Source organism: Robertmurraya sp. DFI.2.37, from assembly GCF_029211245.1.
In the GTDB taxonomy this organism is placed as follows: Bacteria; Bacillota; Bacilli; order Bacillales; family Cytobacillaceae; genus Robertmurraya; species Robertmurraya methanolica_A.
Window position 1 is genome coordinate 1 of record NZ_JARGEJ010000051.1, and the last position, 21,433, is coordinate 21,433.

Sequence of the window (21,433 nt, forward strand, 5' to 3'; positions counted from 1 at the left end):
TTCATCATGCACGTATCCCCACTCTATACTTGTTTCTCGACAATTCAAGTATAAATGAATGGGTGATATCGTGCTCTTTTTTTTGCACAGTAATTGTGTAATAACCCCAACAAATATTATAGAACCATTTTTTTACGTTTAAAATGTTGCTTTTGAGGCCTTTTTCTAAAGAATAAATGAGGCAATAACATCGCTTCTAATTCTTTCCAAAGAACCTTTTCTCGGAAAAGTAAGGCTAGTGATTGTGTTGCCACTAGCCTTACATTGAATCTCTTATTTATTGTGATAGTGAAGCTTCGAATGCTTCAAATTCTTCATCCGTTTTAGGTACTTCAATTTCCCCATCAAGGATTTTTTGTTTAAATTCTTCCACTAAATCAAGTGCCTCTTGGCTTACGTTTTCCGTTGTTGGAGCGATTCCTACTCCTTCTTCAGCAAGACCGAACACGGTTTCTTTTCCACCAGGGAAGTTACCTTCTAATGCCATTTTAGAAATTTCATAAACAGCATTGTCAACACGTTTAACCATTGAAGTTAATGTTACGTTTTCTGGAAGTCCTTCTTCATGTTGGTCACGGTCAACCCCGATTACCCATACATCTTCATTGTTTGCTTTACGGTTTTTCGCTTCAGTGAATACTCCATTACCAGTACCACCAGCTGCATGATAAATGATGTCTACTCCACCACTATACATTGTGGAAGCAATGCTTGTACCATTTTCAGGCTTGTTAAAGTCACCAGCATATTGAACAACGATTTCAATAGTAGGGTCAACTGATTTAACACCAGCTTTAAAGCCGTTTTCAAACTTTTTGATTAGTGGTGAATCAACTCCACCAACAAAACCAAGTTTCTTTGATTTCGTATGCTTTGCAGCGATTACACCAACTAGGAATGAACCACTATGCTCATCAAATGTAACATTAGAAACATTATTTAACCACACTGGCTCTCCGTTTTCATCTGATAAAAGACTATCGATTAACGCAAAATGTGCGTTTTCATTTTGCTCTGCAGATGCTTTAACCGCATCAGCTAGTAAAAATCCTACTGCAAAAGTAACATCAAATCCATTTTCAGCAAATTGACTCAAATTCGGAATATAATCAGCTTCTTTTTCTGATTGAAGGTAACGATACCCTTCATTTTCTGTTAAGCCTTCTTCTTCACCAAACTTCTTTAAACCTTCCCACGCAGATTGGTTAAATGATTTATCATCTACCCCACCAGTGTCTGTTACAAGACCTACTTTGAAGTCGGATGCTTCATTTGCATTTCCTTCATCTCCGCCGCCTTGTTCACTTTCGTTGTTTCCACAAGCACCTAAAATTGTTCCTGCAGCAAGTACGAGTGATAAAGCTAATCCAAATTTACGCTTTTTCAAGGTTTGTACCCCCTATAAATTTGATTTAGTAGATTAACATCAGGACATTTTCAGCTTAAATTCTCTTTCGCAAAACATGAAAGCTAAACTTGTCTGCTCGAAAGTAATTAACCGAGTAAAGAATCGGCATATCCTTTTCGTCGAAATGCATTTGCTTTAAAACAAGCAATGCCGTTTCGGGGTCACATTCTAGTATTGGTGAAATTCGCTCATGATATCCAAGCGGTTCAATTTCGGCAATGGCGTATGTAATTTTTCTTTGTGAAGTCTCTTCTAATACATGGAAAAGTGATTCCCTCTCATGTGAAAAGGTTTTTGGTAAATAATGATGCGGTACATGATCCACGCAATAGACGACCGGTTCTCCATTTGCCGTTCGAACTCTTTCCATCACAAAAATTTCATCATCCTCAGAACATGAAAATCGACGGATATCCTCCTCGGTTGCACTTTGAGTATCTGAGCTTAGAAAAATGGTACCTGGCTTCATTCCGACTTGAACAATCATATTCGTTACACTATTAAGCTGTTCAATTCCAGAAGAAAATAAAGGTTTAGCATTAACGAATGTCCCCACACCATGGCGTCGGATAATCACATTCTCTTCTTCAAGGATTCGCAATGCCTCTCTAAGCGTTGCCCGACTTACTCCTAAAAGCTTTGCCAAGTCAAATTCAGAGGGCAACTGCTCTTTCTCTTTGTAAATCCCTTTTTCGATATCCTGTTTAATCCGATCAATCACCTGTAAATATAAATGTCTGTTATCTGATTTGATGGACATCCTTTACTTCCTCCAACCAATTTTCTCCAAGACATCAGACCTCTGATGTATAATCATTCCTACTAATCGAAAATACTATACCATTTTTCAGTTCATAAATAAATAGAGAAAGACAAGATTCTACAAATTTTACGTCAAAAATATTTACAAAACCTTGCAATGATAGACATCATGAGCCTTTCTATGCAAAATGGAGGAAGGGATTTCAATAGTATAACGCATTTAAGAACTTGCCTCTTCTGAAGGCTTGTCCATCAATACTGCGCGAGGCTTACTGCCTTCATAGGGTCCAACTACCCCCCTAAGCTCCATTTCATCTATCAATCTGGCCGCTCTCGTATAACCAATACGAAATCGTCTTTGCAGCATTGAAACTGAGGCTGTTTGCATTTCAAGAATTAATTCCACCGCTTCATTATACAGCTCATCCTCAACTTCAGACGTTGTTTCTGGCAGATCATCTGGAATCATTTCTTCCTGATACTGGGCTTTTTGCTGATCGATAACAAAGTCCACAATTTCCTCAACCTCGTCATCTGATAAAAACGCACCTTGGACACGTATTGGTTTAGAAGCCCCAACTGGTAAAAAGAGCATATCTCCTCTTCCTAGTAGTTTCTCAGCACCCCCCATATCCAAAATGGTACGGGAATCAGTAGTAGATGAAACAGCAAACGCAATTCGTGATGGAATATTAGCTTTGATAACCCCAGTGATGACATCAACAGATGGTCGTTGTGTAGCGATAATTAGATGTATACCAGCTGCACGTGCCATTTGTGCGAGACGTGTAATGGCATCCTCTACATCCGATGATGCTACCATCATCAAGTCTGCCAACTCATCGACAATCACTACGATATATGGAAGTAAAGGCTGTTCTGCATCGGACTCGGCATTATGTTTCTTCACATAATCATTATATCCTTCAATGTTTCTCGTCCCGGTATGGGAAAACAATTCATAGCGGCGTTCCATTTCACTTACTACCTTTTGCAAGGCTTGTGAAGCTTTTTTCGCATTTGTCACCACTGGCGCAAGCAAATGCGGGATTCCGTTATATACATTTAGTTCGACCATTTTCGGATCGATCATCATTAGCTTCACTTCATGAGGTTTAGCACGCATAAGGATGCTGGTAATAATACCGTTTATACAAACACTTTTTCCACTACCTGTTGCTCCAGCAACGAGCAAATGCGGCATTTTATTTAATTCTGCCAGCACGGCTTCCCCTGTAATATCACGGCCTAACCCAATCATTAATTTGGAGTCCGGCTTATCATTTTGCTTTGATTCAAGTACTTCCCTTAAAGAAACCATCGCCACTTCAGAATTTGGCACTTCAATTCCAATCGCAGATTTACCCGGGATAGGAGCCTCAATGCGAATATCCTTTGCCGCTAAAGCCAGTGCTAAATCATCACTTAGACTAACAATTTTGCTAACCTTAACTCCAACATCCGGATGTACTTCATACTTTGTTACAGCAGGACCTAAATGAACCTGTGTCACCTTCGCCTTCACGCCAAAGCTTTGAAATGTTCTTTCAAGCTTTGCCGCATTAGCATGAATCAATTCATATTCACCGCTCTGATCCGTTTGTCTCGGTAGCTTTAATAATTTTATTGGGGGAAGCTCATAATCGACATTCTCGACTTCCGTAAAGGTAATTGTCGGAGCTTGTTCTTCATCATTCTCCGCGGACTCCATCTCTTTTAGATCATTTTCTTTATGTATTTCTTCTTCAGATTGTACATAAGCTCTTTCTGCAAAGCTAGAAATGATCGGCTCGGACTGCTCCTCCCGGTCACTTAAAACCTGCTCACCTGAATGTGGAACAATCAACTCTTCCTCATTTTGTTGTTCTCTCCGTGCGTGTTCCTTCGCACGAGTTGCTTCTTTTTTAGCAATTTTTTTTTCCTTCGCTGCTTTCAAATCATCTATAAATTTTTGCCATTGATTTTTAACAAATCTCCCAACTGAGAGGAGCATCTTAACCGCTGCCTCTCCAAACGTTTTACCGGTTAATAGTACAATTCCAATCATAATTAGAACAGCAGCAATAATTTTTGAGCCTGCTTCATCAAATAAAAAGTAAAACAAGGCAAACAATATCGCTCCGACCATCCCTCCACCAAGATCGGTCGTACTCGTTTCACCGTTTACCTCCATCCAAAAAAGCTCCCACGTATTCTTAATCACACTCGGATCAGCAAATTTCCCATCGTTTAACAAATTATTAAACAAGGTAACATGGCTTAACAGTAAAAGTGAGGCCACTATTAAATAAATTCCCACTAGTCTACGATGAAAATAGTTTGGAATTTCTCTTTTCCAAATAAAATATCCACCTAACACGGCGAGTGCCAGCAAACACAACATAAACCATTCACCAGTGAAAAAGCGGAAAAATAATACAATCGCCCTTCCAACAGCTCCTAATCCTGCAATTGAAATGGCTGCTAATGCAATTAAAATTAGACCAATAAGCTCGAAGCGGATCGTTCGCTTAAACTGTGTACTTTGCTTTGTGCTTCTTCTACGTTTTCTTTTTGCCATTCAATCACCTTAAATCTTGTATTTATTTTTTCAAAACGAAAGCAGCCTAAGCGGCTGCTTTCTCTTGAGGTGAACCTATTATACCATAAGTCTTTTCTCTAATACCATCGTTCTTAGGCATTAATGGATGGAAATCATCGCACCTGGACTGAAGCGTTGATCGAGAAAATGGTTGGGCTCGCTACTAAGATTGCGAACAACTCTATATCTTTGTTCCCCTGTCTCTTCAACAATGAGTGGAATGCCCTCATGCATTATATGTTTTTGCTTCCCAAACTCATTATTGTCGCTTGGAAAAACAAGCTCCTGAGGCATCATCGTATATAAGATCATTGAATCAACTCCTCACTGTTATTCTTATTGATTTCAATCAGTTCATCCAATTTTCTCATCGCTTGACCAATACCACCAACTTCATCGATCAATCCATACTTAACCGCATCTGTCCCTATGACATTCGTTCCGATATCTCTTGTTAAATTCCCTTTTTCAAACATTAAATTTTTAAATTTTTCTTCTGAAATGTTGGAATGCCTCGTCACAAAACTCACTACTCGCTCTTGCATTTTATCCAAATACTCAAAGGTTTGCGGAACCCCAATTACAAGGCCAGTAAGACGGATTGGATGAATCGTCATAGTGGCCGTTTCTGCAATAAATGAATAATCACATGAGACAGCAATCGGAACTCCGATGGAATGACCGCCGCCTAGAACGATCGAGACAGTTGGCTTTGATAGTGATGCTAGCATTTCCGAAATCGCTAAACCTGCCTCAACATCTCCTCCAACTGTGTTAAGAATGACTAATAGCCCTTCTATTTTGGGATTTTGTTCAATTGCTACTATTTGCGGAATCAGATGTTCATATTTTGTTGTTTTATTTTGGGGTGGTAATTGAAGATGACCTTCAATTTGGCCAACTATTGTCAAACAGTGAATTTTTGAATCTTGAGAGAGCTGGGGAACATTAGTTTGCCCAAGCTGTTGAATTTTTTCCATTAAAGGTGAGGACTTATCCTCTTTGGGCTGCTCCTGTCCTTCCTCTTGCTCGCTTGTATATTTACTATTGTGCTCCATTCGGAATTCTCCCTTCTATACAATAACTCAATGTTAGTATTGAACCCGAACGGCAAATTCATGCAGAAAATCACAAGCGGAAAAAGTAGGAATAGCAATTAGAAAGGGATAGTAACTGAGATTAAGTGACGTATCACTTTTTATCGGAAGGCAGGGATACACAATTTTCTTTCCTTCTATGGAATTGGAGGACCTTATTGCATTGCAAAAGTCGAGTGAAAACAAAGCTTTACAGGTAATCATTAATTATGTCAATTAACAAAACCACATAATTAAAAAGAGAGGTCCATAAGGACGCTCTCTATACTTCCATGATAATTGGCATAATCATCGGTCTTCGTTTCGTTTTTTCAAATAAAAACTGGTTGAGCCCATCTCGCATATCTTGTTTAATACTCGCCCAATCAAAAAACTCTTGTCTAATATTTTTTTCGACAACTCCTTTTACAAGTTTAACAGACTCGACCATGAGCTCTTCGGATTCCCGTACATAAACGAATCCGCGTGAAATAATTTCAGGGCCTGCCGAAATTTTCTTTTCTGCCTTATTTAAGGTTACTACAACAATGAGAACGCCGTCCTGCGATAAAAGTTTGCGATCTCTTAAAACAATATTGCCGACATCACCGATTCCACTTCCATCAACTAAGATGTTTCCAGCGGTCACTTTTCCAGCAATTTTAACTTGATCACCCTCTATTTCAAGAACATCTCCTTTATCAATCATCGCAATTCGATCGTCAGTAATCCCGCATTCTTTCGCAATTTTACTATGGGCCTTCAACATGCGGTATTCACCATGTACCGGGATAAAGAACCTCGGGTTCATCATATTAATCATGAATTTAAGCTCTTCCTCGCTGCCATGACTTGAAGTATGTACCATCCGCCTTCCAGAGATAACGTTGGCACCTGCACGACTCAACATATCAATTGTCTTGTATATGAATACCTCACCGCCACGTAATGGAGAGGCAGCAATTAGAACTGTATCGCCCTCTTGAATATTTATATATCGATGCTGCCCCTTTGCCATCTTTTGTAGCGCTTCAATTGGCTCTCCTTGCATCCCTGTTGCTAAGATGACAATTTCATCGTCATCATAATCCTTCATTCCATCGATCGGAATGATTAATTCATGATGGACATGAAGATAATCAAGCTCGATCGCAATATCAAATACTTGCTGCAAACTCTTCCCTACTACAACAATTTTTCTTCTGCTTTCATAAGCAGCGTCAAAAATATGCTGAATGCGATTTAAATCTGATGCAAAAGAGGCAGCAATGATTCTCCCCTTTGCGTTATAAAATACATCTTTCATCGAGCGAACAACAATCGCCTCTGATGGTGTATAACCAGGCTTCTCAGCATCTGTACTGTCTGATAAAAGGCAAAGCACCCCTTTTTCTCCTAAAGCTGCCATTTTCCCTATTTCTGGCTTGTAAAGTTCGGTCGCAGCCTGATCAAATTTAAAATCGCCTGTATAGACGATTGCCCCTTCTGATGTATGTATCGCAATACCAACAGAATCAGGAATGCTATGATTCGTTTTGAAAAAAGAGACTTTAACCGTATTCAGATCGATAATTGAATCTGAGTGTATCTCCACAAAATTCATTTTTCCTTTATATTCCTGTTCCTTCATTTTTGCTTTGGCAAGGGCAAGCGTAAGCTTTGTACCGTATACCGGTGCTTGCACCTGACGTAAAAGATAGGAAAGTGCCCCGATGTGATCCTCATGTCCATGAGAGAGAAAAATCCCTTTTATCCGTTCCTTATTTTGCGTGAGATAGGTAATATCCGGGATGACAATATCAATTCCGAGCATTTCATTTTCCGGAAACATGAGACCGGCATCTAAGACAAATAAGTCCTCGTCCACATCCACCACATACATGTTTTTGCCAATTTCTCCAACTCCTCCTAGAGCTACTATCTTGATGTTTTCATTCGTTCTTATGTTCAATGTTATACTTCCTCCTACTTGTTGTTTCCGACCCAAGATCAGTTACCATTATTATACTTGAAAACTGAAACCCTTTCCAACCAATTTTAGCGTATCATTTGTCTTTATCATAAACAAAGGGGGAAACCATTCGTTTCAACTGCTCACATATGAAGCTGTTCCACAACAGCTTTCGTTCATGAAGTGTCCATTCTATGATAAAACCGATAGTCGCAACACCCCCGCTTAACTTATCAGAAAGGAATAAAAAGGTCTTGACAAAGGCGTCCGACCTCTTGCACTTGACATAAATAATATCAAACCAATGAAAAAACCAGCTCAAGCACTGCTTAATTGCAGCGTTTGAGCTGGCCTTTAAAAGCATTAAGCCTTATTTAATAAAGCAATTAGCGCATTTCTTTCTTGCTCTGTTAAAGGGACTAATGGTAATCGAACTGAGCCGACATTTAATCCTTTTAATTGAAGAGCTGTTTTGACTGGTACGGGACTCGGTGCTTTAAAGAGACCTTCCATCATTGGTAAAAGCACTTGATGAAGCTCAGCTGCACGTCTATGCTCCCCGTTTAAAAACGCGTGCACCATTTCTTGCATTTCTTTTCCAATGATATGAGATGCGACTGAAACAACACCAGTTCCTCCAATCGCTAAAACCGGAAGTGCAATCCCATCATCACCACTGTATAAGAGGAAGTCTTCTGGCGTATTAGCAATAATTTTTGTCATCGCATTTAAGTCTCCGCTTGCCTCTTTCACGGCTACAATATTGGAAACTTCTGCTAAACGAATGATTGTTTCAGGCAAAATATTGACTACAGAACGGCTTGGAATATTATAGACCATTACCGGCAATGTTGTTGCTTCAGCAATTTCTTTGAAGTGCTGGTACAGACCTTCTTGATTTGGTTTATTATAATAAGGAGCAACCACCATAATTCCGTTGACACCAAGCTGCTCTGCCTTTTTTGTCAACTCGATCGAAGCATATGTGTTATTGCTTCCTGTCCCCGCAATAACTGGAACTCGCTTATCGACAATTTTTACAACGTGCTGAAACAAAGCGATCTTTTCTTCTTTTGTCAATGTCGGAGATTCACCAGTTGTTCCAGCAACAACGAGAGAGTCCGTTCCGTTTTCAATCAAGTAATTAATTAACTGAGTTGTTTTGGCAAAATCAATATGTCCCTTATTATCAAAAGGGGTTACCATCGCGGTTGAAACTCTACCAAATAAAGCCATATTTACACTCCCTTGTGTACAATTAACACGATTCGAAGTTTCGACAGTAGTGAAACTTCATTAAACATTAATCCAATCTCTCATATTCAAATGTATCATTTTGAAGCTCAAAAGCATCATGCAGTGTATTGACTGCCGTGACAAGATCATCCTGCTTAACTAAGACCCATATTGTTGTATGACTATCGGCAGACTGTAAAATTCTTATTCCTTTTTCAGATAAGGCAGTCACAATCTTCGCTGTAATACCGGGAACCCCAGCTATACCAGCACCGACAATTGAAACTTTAGCACAATTTTTTTCAAGCAGTGGCTCATATCCCTTCGTCTTTAAAATATCTTCTGCCTTTTCACTCATCTCATCAGTTACCGTATAAACGACACCGTTAGGAGAGATATTGATAAAGTCAACGCTTATTTTTTCATTTGCCATCGACTTAAAAACTTCTGCTTGAAGGTCGTATTCACCCTTTCTTGCCAACACCTTAATTTGTGTTACAGGGGCAACATGGGCAATCCCTGTCACCGTGCGCTCATTAATATCACTGCCTCTATTGCTGCGATTTAACGTCGTCACAAGCGTTCCAGGATTGTCCGAATAAGTGGAACGAATTCGGATTGGAATTTTTGCCTGCATAGCAATTTCTACTGCGCGTGGATGAATGACCTTTGCCCCTTGATAAGCAAGGTTACACACTTCGTTATACGTAACAACACTCAGCGGTCGCGCGTTTTCTGCAATACGGGGGTCCGCTGTCATGATTCCTTCTACATCGGTAAAAATATCGACCCATTCAGCTTGTAGTGCTGCTCCTAATGCGGATGCAGAAGTATCACTGCCACCACGACCAATCGTCGTTGTATCGCCGTTTTTGGCGGCTCCTTGAAACCCAGCAACAACAACGACATCATAGTTTTGCAGCTCTTCAAGCAAACGATCGCATTCCATTTTCACAATCTTTGCATTGGTATGATCATGATTGGTTCGGAATCCTGCTTGAGACCCTGTTAAAGAGGTTGCCTTTATCCCGTTTTTCAGCAGCATTTCTGTGAAGACAACACTGGAAATCACTTCTCCGCATGAGAGAAGAAGATCCTGCTCACGCTTTGTTACCATTGTTTTTGCTCCATCAATTAATGAGAGCAGTGTATCCGTAGCATAGGGATCTCCACTTCTTCCCATCGCTGAGACGACAACCACTACTTTATATCCATCTATGAGTGCCTTTTGAATATGTTTTTTGGCATATTCTCGCGTTTCCTCACTTCTTACGGAAGTTCCCCCGAATTTTTGAACGATAATCTTCATCGTAACACCTCAATTATTAGAAAGGCTCTTTTCTTAGTTTCATTCTTAGTTGTTTGCGAGCAATCTATCCCGAAAACTTATTTAACTAGTCCGATTTTAATTAAACTTTCAGCGATCTGAACTGAATTCCAAGCAGCACCCTTTAGCAGATTATCCGACACAACCCACATATGAAAGCCTTTTTCTTCATCTAAATCTCTGCGAATCCGCCCAACAAAAACATCGTTTTTACCGACGCAGTCAGCCGGCATTGGGTAAATTTGATTCTGTGGATCGTCTTGTAAAACAACACCAGGAGCATCCTGCAATAAAGCTTTAATGTCTTCAGGTGTTACCCCAGCTTTCTCTACCTCAAAATAAAGAGACTCAGAATGACCTGTAGCGACAGGTAATCTTACGCATGTGGCCGCAACCTTTAATTCAGGTAAATGCATTATCTTTTTCGTTTCATTAATCATTTTCATTTCTTCAAAAGTGTAGCCGTTGTCCTCAAACTTATCAATTTGCGGAATGGCATTGAAAGCAATTTGATAATGCTTCTTATCCGATTTTACTGGTAAAATCTTAGGTTCGAAGTCTTCCTTCTCAATAATTGCCTTTGTTTGCTCATAAAGTTCTTCAACAGCCTGAGCACCAGAACCAGAAACAGCTTGATAAGTGGAGACGATCACCTTTTTTAAACCGAACGATTCAAGTATTGGCTGTAAAGCAACCACCATCTGAATGGTAGAACAGTTTGGATTAGCAATGATCCCATTGTGTTGATGCAAATCGGACTCGTTTACTTCTGGAACAACAAGCGGCGTATTTTCATCCATTCTAAAAGCACTCGTGTTATCGACCACTATCGCTCCCCTTTTTACCGCTTCTGGGGCAAGTTCCTTGGAAACACTACCTCCAGCACTGAAAAGAGCAATATCAACATTTTCAAAACTTTCAGGTTTTGCTTCTTGAACGATATATTCTTGTCCTTTAAAAACCACTGCCTTCCCAGCAGAACGTGGTGAGGACAGCAATGTCAACTTCGAAATTGGAAAATTCCGTTCTTCAAGAGTTTTTAGCATTTGTTGCCCAACCGCTCCCGTTGCTCCAACTACTGCTACATGAAATGCTTTTCTTTCTGTCATAATTGTTTCCCCTTCCCATCTATTTCTTTTCAAAATATGAATTGTTGGCTAGACTAAAATAGAAGCTAAATTTCATTTACCTTCTATAAAATTAGTTTCATTATCATAATGTAATAAATATAAAACCGATTCATTTTATAGAATTCGTTATAAACTTCATGATTGACAATAAAAAAGAGGCTTAACTATTAAATATTACATCATAATATGATCTATTTTAACATATTCATACTTTAATGAAATAAAATTTTGTCTCTTTGAAGAGAAATATCCATTCATATTTTTAGCGGCAACGGAAGAGATTTTTCATCAAATATGGCTCTCTTAAAAATCTTTAATCCCCATCTCTTCTGCTGATAAAGGGATTCCGCATACCGCCATTTTTAGTAAAAACTATTGATCTTTATAACGCTCAACAAGTACTGGTTGGATCTGCTCTCCGTTCATCGCTGCTTCCACCGTGTCCAGTAATAAAGACATTCTTGCCACTAACGAATTCGGCTTTTTAATCGGATCATCTTGACCATATGGAATAAAATATATATTTTTTGTAGCCATCAATCTCATTAAATTAACACCGTTTAACCCGAGAGCATCATTGGTTGAAATTCCTAAAACGACTGGCTTACGGTTTCGCAAAGTGGCTTTTGCGGCCATTAATACAGGAGAGTCAGTCATTGCATTTGCAAATTTACTAAGCGAATTTCCAGTTAATGGAGCAATCACCATACAATCAAGAGGAATTTTGGGACCTAACGGCTCTGCTTTTACAATGGTATCAATAACTTTATTTCCAGTTAATTCTTCAATCCGTTCAATCCAATCTTCCCCTTTTCCAAAACGTGTATCAGTATTTTTGACGGTATGGGTTACAACTGGCAAAACTTCTGCCCCTGCATGAACGAGTTTTTCTATTTCTGGAAAAACTTCATCGTACGTACAGTGGGAACCAGTTAGCCCAAAACCAATCCTCTTACCATTAACACTCATGTTCCTTACCCCTTTCGTGATTGTAAGTCCTCTTGCAACACTCTTGACAGTACGTTCGCCAATATTTGCCCTGCTGTCCTAGGTGCAACGATGCCGGGCAAGCTAGGTGCTAACAATGCTTTAATTCCTCTTTTTTCTGCATAACGAAAATCAGTTCCTCCAGGCTTTGAAGCCAAATCAATAATCAATGTGTGCGGTGGCATTTTCGATATCACTGAAGCTGTTACGATCATATGAGGAATTGTATTTATACATATATCAACATCTCTTACATGTTCTTCGAGATTTTTTAATTGAAAAGGAGTAAGTGACATTTCTGTTATTCTTGCAATATGCTCTGTTTTTCTAGCTCCCACCTTTACATAGGCACCTAAGGCATCAAAAGTTCTAGCTACGGTCATTCCAACTCTACCAAGACCTAGAACAAGCACATTTGAACCATGAATCGTGAAATCTGTATGATGAATAGCCATCATAATTGTACCTTCAACCGTCGGGATCGAATTATATATAGCAACGTCATCTCTTTGAAAAAGCTGAACAAGGCGGCGATCCGCTTTTTTAGTGATCCCGCTTAAATAGGAATTGGTGATTCCTGAATAAACTGTGCAATGTGATGGTGTTTCCAGCAATATCTCCTCGGACAAAAATACCTTTTCATTGGAAAAAATGGTGTCAACCTGACCGTCTAAACCTGTTCCAGCTACCGGAAGAATAATGGTATCGACGATGGAAAAGTCAACTTCATCTATCTTCTCCTTTACCGCTCCCGAAAAAGCGTGATCAAGCTGCTCGAAGCCTATTAGTGAGAGTTTTGCATCAAGCTCAGTTAATCTACGGATAATCTCCAACTGTCTTGCGTCTCCACCGATGACTGCTAAATGCAATCCTGTCAGCATAAAACAATTCACCTTCTTTTTTTGAAATCCTAAGGCAAGAATATAAGTTAATAAACTCATTTTGATTTATCGTTTTTTTAAAATATCAACTACTCCAACATCTTATGAATAAAAGAAAGAATCGGTGAGTTATCCCACTAAATCTCTTCTGAAATTGGTCAAGAGCTCTAGAATAAAAGCTAAGGAACGGAGGTTTTAACCATTGGATAACAGGCTTCTGTTAATGCTTAGCAGAGTTTTTCCTCGTCCCATACCTTACCCTATAACCGGAACTAAACATTTCGCCTGCAATATTTCCCCAGTTATCACTACTTTTTTATGCGATGCTATAGGATTGTGCTAATTTCATAAAAAACCAATTTTTGCGTCTTTTATACTGAACGACCACTCTGACTTGGATAAAATGTAAACACTGCTCTGCTTGTCCAAATGCTCGCTCTATTCTAAATCAATCCCTTTGTATTCGCACTGCTTAATCGAATAAACTCCTCTACACTGTACTCTCCTCTCTGTCATAATTTTTTGACACGACATTCTTCTCTCCTTGACTCCGAGCCTATTCCTTATAGTCCAAAAAGCGCTTTTTCCTACTCCACCACTCGTATGGTCACATTCGTTTACTCTTCACATATAATGAATTTTTGTCTATTGTGAAATAGTTTAAGGTATGTATACAAGAATTTTTTTCCCTTATTTCACCCGCGTCAAAGCTAAAATACACCAATATGGACATGGGCAACAATTTGGTCTAACCTAACTTATTTCAAAAAAGAAAGGATTGGTGCAAAAAACTATTTGCTTCAATCCTCATCTAAATCGTTATTTGGTACATCAATAATGATCATATCATTACCGATTTTTTTAATATGACGCCAAGGTACTCGAACTTCTCCGCCTTGTCTTTTAAAGCCAAACCATTTTAACGACGGAATCAGCAAAGCCCTAATTTGGCCACTATTCTCGTCGATTTCTAAATCAGTTTGCCCCAAAACACCTAGGCGTTCTGCCTTTTTAACATCGACTATTTCCTTCCCACTTAATTCACTAAGCCTCAATTCATTCCCCTCCGTTTCCATCACTCCTTATATATGTATCAATACATAACAGAATTTAGAATAAGCTCGACCTAAATTATTTACATTTTGCCAAATTGGAAATTTGCGGTCGATCTTGTCATTCTACAAAAAAAACAACCTGCCGAAAAGCAGGTTGCAAGACGTTAAATATTCTTTGGTAACTCTCCCTCTGGGCTTATGAGAGAAACTGAAAATGCATTTGTGAAAATTGTATTGGCGAGCTTGTCAACGCCTTCCTTAGAAACCTGATCAATCTCATGAACAATTTCATCAAGGGTACGATGGCGTTTTAACAGGAGCTCATTTTTTCCATTGCGGCTCATACGGCTGTTCGTACTTTCTAAACTTAACATTAAGCTCCCTTTTAACTGCTCTTTACAGTTGTTTAGCTCTTTTTCTGTAATCCCTTCACTTTTTAAATTAGCAAGTGTTTCATTGATCGTATCAAACAACACATCTAACTGCTTAGCACCCGTGCCTCCATAAATCGTCACAATTCCGCTATCGTGGAAGGAAGAATGATATGAGAATACAGAATATGCAAGCCCTTTTCGTTCACGGACATCTTGGAATAATCTTGAACTCATGCTCCCGCCAAGAACATTATTTAAAACGATCAAATTATAAATGTCTTCATGCCCTACTTGTAGCCCTTCAAACCCAATGCATAGATGGGCCTGTTCCGTTTCCTTTTTCCGTGCCATATGGTTCATATGGAACATAGGCTTTCCATCAGGCTGTTCCTGATTCCCACCTTCATAGCTCCCAAAATGTTTTTCTACATCAGAAATAAACGATTCAGTAATATTTCCAGCAATGGAAATCACGACATTTTCCGGAGTGTATGTATTATGCATATATTCTTTTAATGTTTCACCAGTAAAAGATGCCAATGTCTCCTCGGTACCTAAAATTGGATAGCCTAACGGATGATTTTCATAGACAGCTTTACTTAACAAATCATGAACAATATCATCGGGTGTATCCTCATACATCTTGATTTCTTCATAAACAACATTCTTTTCTTTTTTCAACTCTTCTTCATCAAAGGTTGAATTGAAAAACATATCAGCAAGTACTTCAAGAGCAAAATTCGCATGATTGTCCAGAACCTTTGCATAGTAGCAAGTATATTCTTTTGATGTGAAGGCATTAACCTGGCCGCCGATACTATCAAATGATTCGGCTATTTCACGCGCCGATCTCGTCTTAGTTCCTTTAAAAAACATATGCTCAAGAAAATGAGAAATTCCATTGTTTTCCGGATTCTCATTACGTGAACCAGTTCCAATCCAGACACCAATAGCAACTGAACGAACAGTAGGTATATTTTCTAGTACGATTCTTACTCCATTTTGACAAGTATATCTCTTAATCACGCAAATTCCTCCTGTTTCAAAACATGATGCTAAAATTACATCGTTTGATGACTTCACCGTTGCCGAAAATACTTTATTTCTTAAACCGTGGTATATGCTGGTCGTTACGATAACAGCCTCTATAAATATGACCAAGACGAAACTGCTTCTCATCTTTGTTATGATAGATCAGCATTATTCTTAGCTTGTCTCTTTTTCCCTCTAATATCCGAAAGTCTTACCGTCTTTCACTCAGCAGCTCTGATACAGTATTAATTTCTAAATCCTTATCTTTAATTTCAGTTATTAATAGATCGAGTGCTTTTGCAGTTGAATCGGTCGGATGCATCAACACCATTGCCCCGTTATGAATTTTACTGATAACGCGGTCGATAAGAACCTCAGGTGTTGGTTTTTGCCAATCGATCGTATCGACACTCCACAAGACAGTTCCCAGCTTTTCTTCAGCAGCAATTTTCACTACTTCATCGCGATAACTTCCACTAGGAGGCGCTAACCATAAAGGAAGTTTTTCAGTCGTTGCTTCAATCACTTCATTTGTTTTTTGAATCTCCTGTCTAATCATTCCCGCGGAAATTCGCTTCATATCGGGATGTGTATAGGAATGATTTCCAACCTCATGCCCTGCTGAGGAAATCATTTTGGCTAATTCCGGATGATTTTTCACCCATCTTCCCTCTAAAAAAAAGGTAACGTGAACATTATGTTTTTTCAAAGTTGCAAGAATAGGGGAAAGATATTCATTGCCCCATGCTACATTAATAATAAAGCTAACCATTGGCTTTTCTGGATTGCCTTTATAAATTGGATTTGGCGGTAGATCACGGAGGTGGACATTTGGTTCAACTTGTGTAAATACAAGCTTTTCCTTTTTAAATTTCCCATCTTTCTTCATTTTCTCAAAAGAAGCGTCAACATCAACCTTTAAACCATTAATGCCCGGAACTGCTTTCCAGACTGGGTCAATCTTCGCATCTATAGGTGCAAGTTCGTAATCTTTTTCCTTAGAACGAATCTCTTCATATAAAGGGTCAACTTTTTTACTGACGAATGTGCTATCTCCTTTTAACTTCGCCAAATATTGTACTGTTAATGAATTATTCACAATAAGGACACCGAGTAAAACAATCATAGCAATAAAAATCAGCTTTTTCATCCTATATGCCTCCTTCCTTACAAATTATGAGGAAGGGGGACAAGGTAGAACTAGGTTTGCAGAAAACCCACTTCTAGTACTAAAGAGACACAAAAAGCCAGGGCATCCCCTGACTTTTTCGAAGCATAGGAGCACTTGTTTCTTAACTTCGTAAGTGAAACATTTACTTCTGTGCCTGTTCCTTTTGCTCTCGTTGCTCTTTTAGAACAGCTTTTCTGGATAAGTTAACACGTCCTTGTTTATCAATCTCCGTTACTTTTACAAGCACTTCATCACCGATTGATAATACATCTTCTACTTTTCCAACCCGTTCTTCTGCTATTTCTGAAATATGAACTAAGCCATCTTTACCGCTAAAGATTTCAACAAATGCACCGAATTTCTCAATTCGTTTTACTTTTCCTAAGTACATTTGACCAACTTCCACTTCACGTACGATGTCTTCTATAATCTTTTTCGCTTTTTGGTTCATTTCCTCATTTGTTGAAGAAATGAAAATGGTACCATCTTGTTCAATATCGATTTTAACATTTGTTTCTTCAATAATTTTGTTAATCTGCTTTCCGCTTGGTCCGATAACATCGCGAATTTTATCTGGGTTAATATGCATCGTTAAGATTTTTGGAGCATATTGAGAAAGCTCGTTATTTGGTGCAGAAATCGTCGCTAGCATTGATTCAAGAATTTGCATCCGGCCTTTTTTAGCTTGTTGCAATGCTTCTTCTAGAATTTCACGAGATAATCCTTCAATTTTAATATCCATTTGCAGGGCAGTTACCCCTTTAGAAGTACCTGCAACTTTAAAGTCCATATCCCCTAAATGGTCTTCCATTCCTTGAATGTCTGTTAAAACGGTATAATGTTCGCCAGATTTCACAAGCCCCATCGCAATTCCAGCAACTGGCGCTTTAATCGGCACCCCAGCATCCATCATTGCCAACGTACTTGCACAAATACTCGCTTGCGAGGTTGAACCATTTGATTCAAGTACTTCTGATACTAAGCGAATTGTATACGGAAAGTCGCTTTCAGAAGGGATAATTGGTTCAAGAGCACGTTCTCCAAGTGCACCATGTCCAATTTCCCGACGACCAGGTCCTCTAATTGGTCCTGTTTCTCCTACACTGAAGCTTGGGAAATTATAATGATGCATAAACCGTTTTTCTTCTTCGATTCCTAAGCCATCTAATATTTGTACATCTCCTAATGCTCCAAGTGTACAAATACTTAATGCTTGTGTCTGTCCACGTGTGAATAGCCCGGAACCATGCGTACGCGGAAGAAGTCCAACTTCTGAAGATAAAGGACGGATTTCATCCGGATTACGACCATCAGGGCGTACTTTTTCTTCTGTAATTAACCGACGAACTTCACCTTTTACAAGCTTGTCTAATATTTGTTTCACTTGCTTTAGGTCATCCTCATCTGCTTCCTGCTCTTCATACTGAGCAATCACTCTGTCTTTCACTGCTTTTATCGCGTCCTCACGCGCATGCTTTTCCTGCACTTGAATGGCTTCAATCATTTCTTTTTCGCATGTTTCACGAATTTCTGCTTCTAATTGCTCATCGACATTGAAAAGGATAACTTCCATCTTTTCCTTGCCAACTTTTGCAGCAATTTCTTCTTGAAAGGCAATCAAACGTTTAATTTCTTCATGACCAAACATAATGGCTTCAAGCATTGTTTCTTCAGGCACTTCATCTGCGCCCGCTTCCACCATATTGATCGCATCTTTTGTACCGGCAACAACTAAATGGATATCACTTTTTTCCATTTGCTCAACATTTGGATTAATAACAAAGTTTCCATCTATTCGTCCTACCGTCACTCCAGCAATTGGTCCTTCAAACGGAATATCTGAAATTGTTAAAGCAAGAGAAGAGCCAAACATCGCAGCCATTTCCGATGAGCAATCTTGATCTACACTCATTACCATGCTAATGACTTGGACTTCATTCCTAAAGCCATCAGCAAATAAAGGTCGGATGGGACGATCAATTAAGCGGCTTGCTAAAATCGCTTTTTCACTCGGACGTCCTTCCCTCTTAATGAAACCTCCTGGAATCTTTCCTACAGCATATAGTCTTTCCTCATAATTAACAGTTAACGGAAAGAAGTCTAGCTTTTTCGGTTCTTTTGAAGCAGTTGCTGTGCTTAATACAGCAGTATCTCCATAACGGATTAATGCTGAGCCGTTAGCTTGTTTTGCCAATTGACCAATTTCAACAGTTAGTGGCCGGCCAGCCCACTCTATGGAAAAGATTTGTTTTTCTTGTCCCATTCTTTTTAAAACCCCTCTCTTACTAACACTCCTGGGAGATTTAGCTAATTAAAAATATATTGTATCTTAAACTTCATCTCATTACTCTATTAAGCATGATGATGACGGATAATATTCATTATTTTACATAAAACTATATTTGCTTATGCTATCTTTCAGCTAAAGTGGTTTCCTTATGACATTCTCACAGCGGCTATCCTTGCAAACTTCAGGTCCTCTCCCTACGATAAGTCAAACTCAATTCACTTTCGCTCATTGGTTTTCCTTTATCGAAAGAACAAGCCCTTCCAGTTTGTACGGAGATAAGCAAGCCGCTTCCGCTTTTCTCTGTCCAGCTTCAGGCCCCTAGCACCTATTGTCCTTCAAGCCGCCTCCCTACGATAAGTCGATATCGATTCGCTTTCGCTCTTCGTATCTCCTTTATCTCAGTCGCTGTCTCTCCAGGCCATACGGTGCTAAACAGGGGCCTTCCGCTTTTCTCTGTCCAGCTTCAGGCCCCTAGCACCTATTGTCCTTCAAGCCGCCTCCCTACGATAAGTCGATATCGATTCGCTTTCGCTCTTCGTATCTCCTTTATCTCAGTCGACGTCTCTCCAGGCCATACGGTGCTAAACAGGGGCCTTCCGCTTTTCTTATATTATGTACATTTTTTTATGGACTTAAAATACGAGATTATGTATTAATTTTCCAATTATTTAATGCTAACAAAAAAGCGGGAAAAATCCCGCTTTTGTTAACATCCAGTTCTTATCGACGTAAACCAAGTCTGTTGATTAACTCACGGTAACGTTGAACGTCTTTGTTACGAAGATAAGTTAATAGGTTACGACGTCTACCTACCATTTTCAAAAGACCGCGACGTGAATGGTGGTCTTTCTTATGAGTACGTAAGTGATCATTTAAATTATTGATCTCCTCAGTAAGGACAGCGATTTGAACTTCTGGTGAACCAGTATCGTTCTCATGTGTTTTAAACTCATTGATAAGTTCATTCTTACGTTCTTTTGTGATTGCCATCCGTTTCACCTCCTAAATATTCAATCCCCAGATGCTCCAGCAAGCGTCGGTGACTCGACTTGCCAAGCAAAGGTTCATTTTTAGTACGTGCATTCATCCATATATACGAAATGAATTCACGTTAATTAGAATACAACTTTTTGTGACAAAAAGCAAGAGGAAACAATATATTTCGCTGTTCCCGGTAAAATAAACCTAAATTTTATTAAAATAATCAATCGTACTTGCCTTGTCTTTTTCTATTTGTTGGACAAGCTCCTCAATACCATTGAATTTTTTCTCTGCTCTAATCCTTTTATGCCACTCAATCACTACTTCATAACCATAAATTTCCTGAGTGAATTGAAAGATATGAACTTCAACAGATGGCTTTGGAGCTTGGGTTTCATTAAATGTTGGCTTATATCCTATATTACAGACGCCCTCATACCACTTATCTGCAACAAGGATTCTCACAGCATACACACCAGTTGGTGGGAGATAAAAGGAATCATCAATAGCAGTGTTAGCAGTTGGAAAGCCAATTGTTCGACCTCTTTTGTCGCCATGAATAACAATCCCACTCGTTGTATAAAAACGGCCTAAAAAGTCAGGTATTCTTTCCACATCCCCCTCCCGTATCAATTTACGGATAAGAGTGGAGCTTATCTTTTCATGCCCGTTTGACAATTTCGGTACAGTCGTAAATTCAAATTTTCCTCTTGAATGAAACGGGAGTGTCTCCATCGTGCCTTTCCCTAATCTCCCATAACTGTAATCAAAACCGGCAACCACATGAATAACATTTAAAGCAATTAAATATTGATCAACAAACTCCTGCGGAAGAAGGTTAGCAAATTCACTTGTAAAATGCACCACAAATAAATAATCTACATGAAGCTGCTCTATTAATCTCGCCTTCTCTTTTAGAGGAGTGATATATTCCACATGCTTTATATCCCGCCGAAGAACTACAGACGGATGAGGATCAAAAGTCATTACGGCAACCTTGCAATTTTTTTTCTTAGCTATTGCAGCAGCCGTATTTATTACTTCCTGATGCCCGTAATGAACCCCGTCAAAAAAACCTAATGCCATCGTCATTGGCGCAAAATGTTCGGGCTTAAATTGATGAGGATGATGAATATGAATAACTTCCACTATTTTCCCACCTAATTCCTGTCACAGAAAAATCTCATATAG

17 protein-coding genes are annotated in these 21,433 nt (G+C 39.1%); all 17 read right to left on the reverse strand.

The window, feature by feature from the left end:
* Window positions 1-277: 277 nt before the first annotated feature.
* The gene (locus PZE06_RS20090) at window positions 278-1,387 is read right to left on the reverse strand and encodes a BMP family lipoprotein (protein WP_150917058.1); all 1,110 of its coding nucleotides are present in this window, start codon (window positions 1,385-1,387) and stop codon (window positions 278-280) included.
* Between the two features lie 55 nt (window positions 1,388-1,442).
* On the reverse strand, window positions 1,443-2,168 hold the full coding sequence (locus PZE06_RS20095) for a GntR family transcriptional regulator (protein ID WP_150917056.1): 726 nt from the start codon (window positions 2,166-2,168) through the stop codon (window positions 1,443-1,445).
* A 222-nt stretch (window positions 2,169-2,390) separates the two neighbouring features.
* On the reverse strand, window positions 2,391-4,730 hold the full coding sequence (locus PZE06_RS20100; protein ID WP_150917054.1) for a DNA translocase FtsK: 2,340 nt from the start codon (window positions 4,728-4,730) through the stop codon (window positions 2,391-2,393).
* 120 nt (window positions 4,731-4,850) lie between these two features.
* Window positions 4,851-5,063 (reverse strand): YlzJ-like family protein, encoded by a 213-nt coding sequence (locus PZE06_RS20105; protein WP_150917052.1) that lies wholly within the window; start codon window positions 5,061-5,063, stop codon window positions 4,851-4,853.
* Complete coding sequence (locus PZE06_RS20110; protein WP_150917050.1) at window positions 5,060-5,809, reverse strand: ClpP family protease; 750 nt, start codon at window positions 5,807-5,809, stop codon at window positions 5,060-5,062. Before PZE06_RS20110 ends, PZE06_RS20105 begins: the two co-directional genes overlap by 4 nt.
* Before the next feature lie 301 nt (window positions 5,810-6,110).
* Window positions 6,111-7,778: a ribonuclease J gene (locus PZE06_RS20115; RefSeq protein ID WP_150917048.1), complete on the reverse strand. Its 1,668-nt coding sequence runs from the start codon at window positions 7,776-7,778 to the stop codon at window positions 6,111-6,113.
* A 363-nt stretch (window positions 7,779-8,141) separates the two neighbouring features.
* Window positions 8,142-9,014, reverse strand: coding sequence for a 4-hydroxy-tetrahydrodipicolinate synthase (gene dapA, locus PZE06_RS20120; RefSeq protein WP_150917046.1), 873 nt, complete (start codon window positions 9,012-9,014; stop codon window positions 8,142-8,144).
* Window positions 9,015-9,081: 67 nt separating this feature from the next.
* Entirely contained in the window at window positions 9,082-10,323 is a 1,242-nt protein-coding gene (gene dapG, locus PZE06_RS20125) for an aspartate kinase (protein ID WP_150917044.1), read from the reverse strand.
* Between the two features lie 77 nt (window positions 10,324-10,400).
* The gene (asd, locus tag PZE06_RS20130; protein ID WP_150917042.1) at window positions 10,401-11,450 is read right to left on the reverse strand and encodes an aspartate-semialdehyde dehydrogenase; all 1,050 of its coding nucleotides are present in this window, start codon (window positions 11,448-11,450) and stop codon (window positions 10,401-10,403) included.
* A 393-nt stretch (window positions 11,451-11,843) separates the two neighbouring features.
* A complete protein-coding gene (gene dpaB, locus PZE06_RS20135) occupies window positions 11,844-12,440 on the reverse strand; it encodes a dipicolinate synthase subunit B (protein ID WP_150917040.1) in 597 nt (198 codons plus the stop codon).
* A gap of 5 nt (window positions 12,441-12,445) precedes the next feature.
* Window positions 12,446-13,339: a dipicolinic acid synthetase subunit A gene (dpaA, locus tag PZE06_RS20140; RefSeq protein WP_150917038.1), complete on the reverse strand. Its 894-nt coding sequence runs from the start codon at window positions 13,337-13,339 to the stop codon at window positions 12,446-12,448.
* Window positions 13,340-14,139: 800 nt separating this feature from the next.
* Window positions 14,140-14,394 (reverse strand): YlmC/YmxH family sporulation protein, encoded by a 255-nt coding sequence (locus tag PZE06_RS20145; protein WP_150917036.1) that lies wholly within the window; start codon window positions 14,392-14,394, stop codon window positions 14,140-14,142.
* 164 nt (window positions 14,395-14,558) lie between these two features.
* Window positions 14,559-15,794, reverse strand: a complete 1,236-nt coding sequence (locus tag PZE06_RS20150) for a M16 family metallopeptidase (protein WP_150917034.1) — start codon at window positions 15,792-15,794, stop codon at window positions 14,559-14,561.
* 217 nt (window positions 15,795-16,011) lie between these two features.
* Complete coding sequence (locus tag PZE06_RS20155; RefSeq protein WP_150917032.1) at window positions 16,012-16,950, reverse strand: polysaccharide deacetylase family protein; 939 nt, start codon at window positions 16,948-16,950, stop codon at window positions 16,012-16,014.
* Window positions 16,951-17,113: 163 nt separating this feature from the next.
* Window positions 17,114-19,234: a polyribonucleotide nucleotidyltransferase gene (gene pnp, locus PZE06_RS20160; protein WP_150917030.1), complete on the reverse strand. Its 2,121-nt coding sequence runs from the start codon at window positions 19,232-19,234 to the stop codon at window positions 17,114-17,116.
* A 747-nt stretch (window positions 19,235-19,981) separates the two neighbouring features.
* Complete coding sequence (gene rpsO / locus PZE06_RS20165) at window positions 19,982-20,251, reverse strand: 30S ribosomal protein S15 (protein WP_095308153.1); 270 nt, start codon at window positions 20,249-20,251, stop codon at window positions 19,982-19,984.
* A 195-nt stretch (window positions 20,252-20,446) separates the two neighbouring features.
* Window positions 20,447-21,391 (reverse strand): bifunctional riboflavin kinase/FAD synthetase, encoded by a 945-nt coding sequence (gene ribF / locus PZE06_RS20170; protein ID WP_150917028.1) that lies wholly within the window; start codon window positions 21,389-21,391, stop codon window positions 20,447-20,449.
* Between the last annotated feature and the right edge of the window lie 42 nt (window positions 21,392-21,433).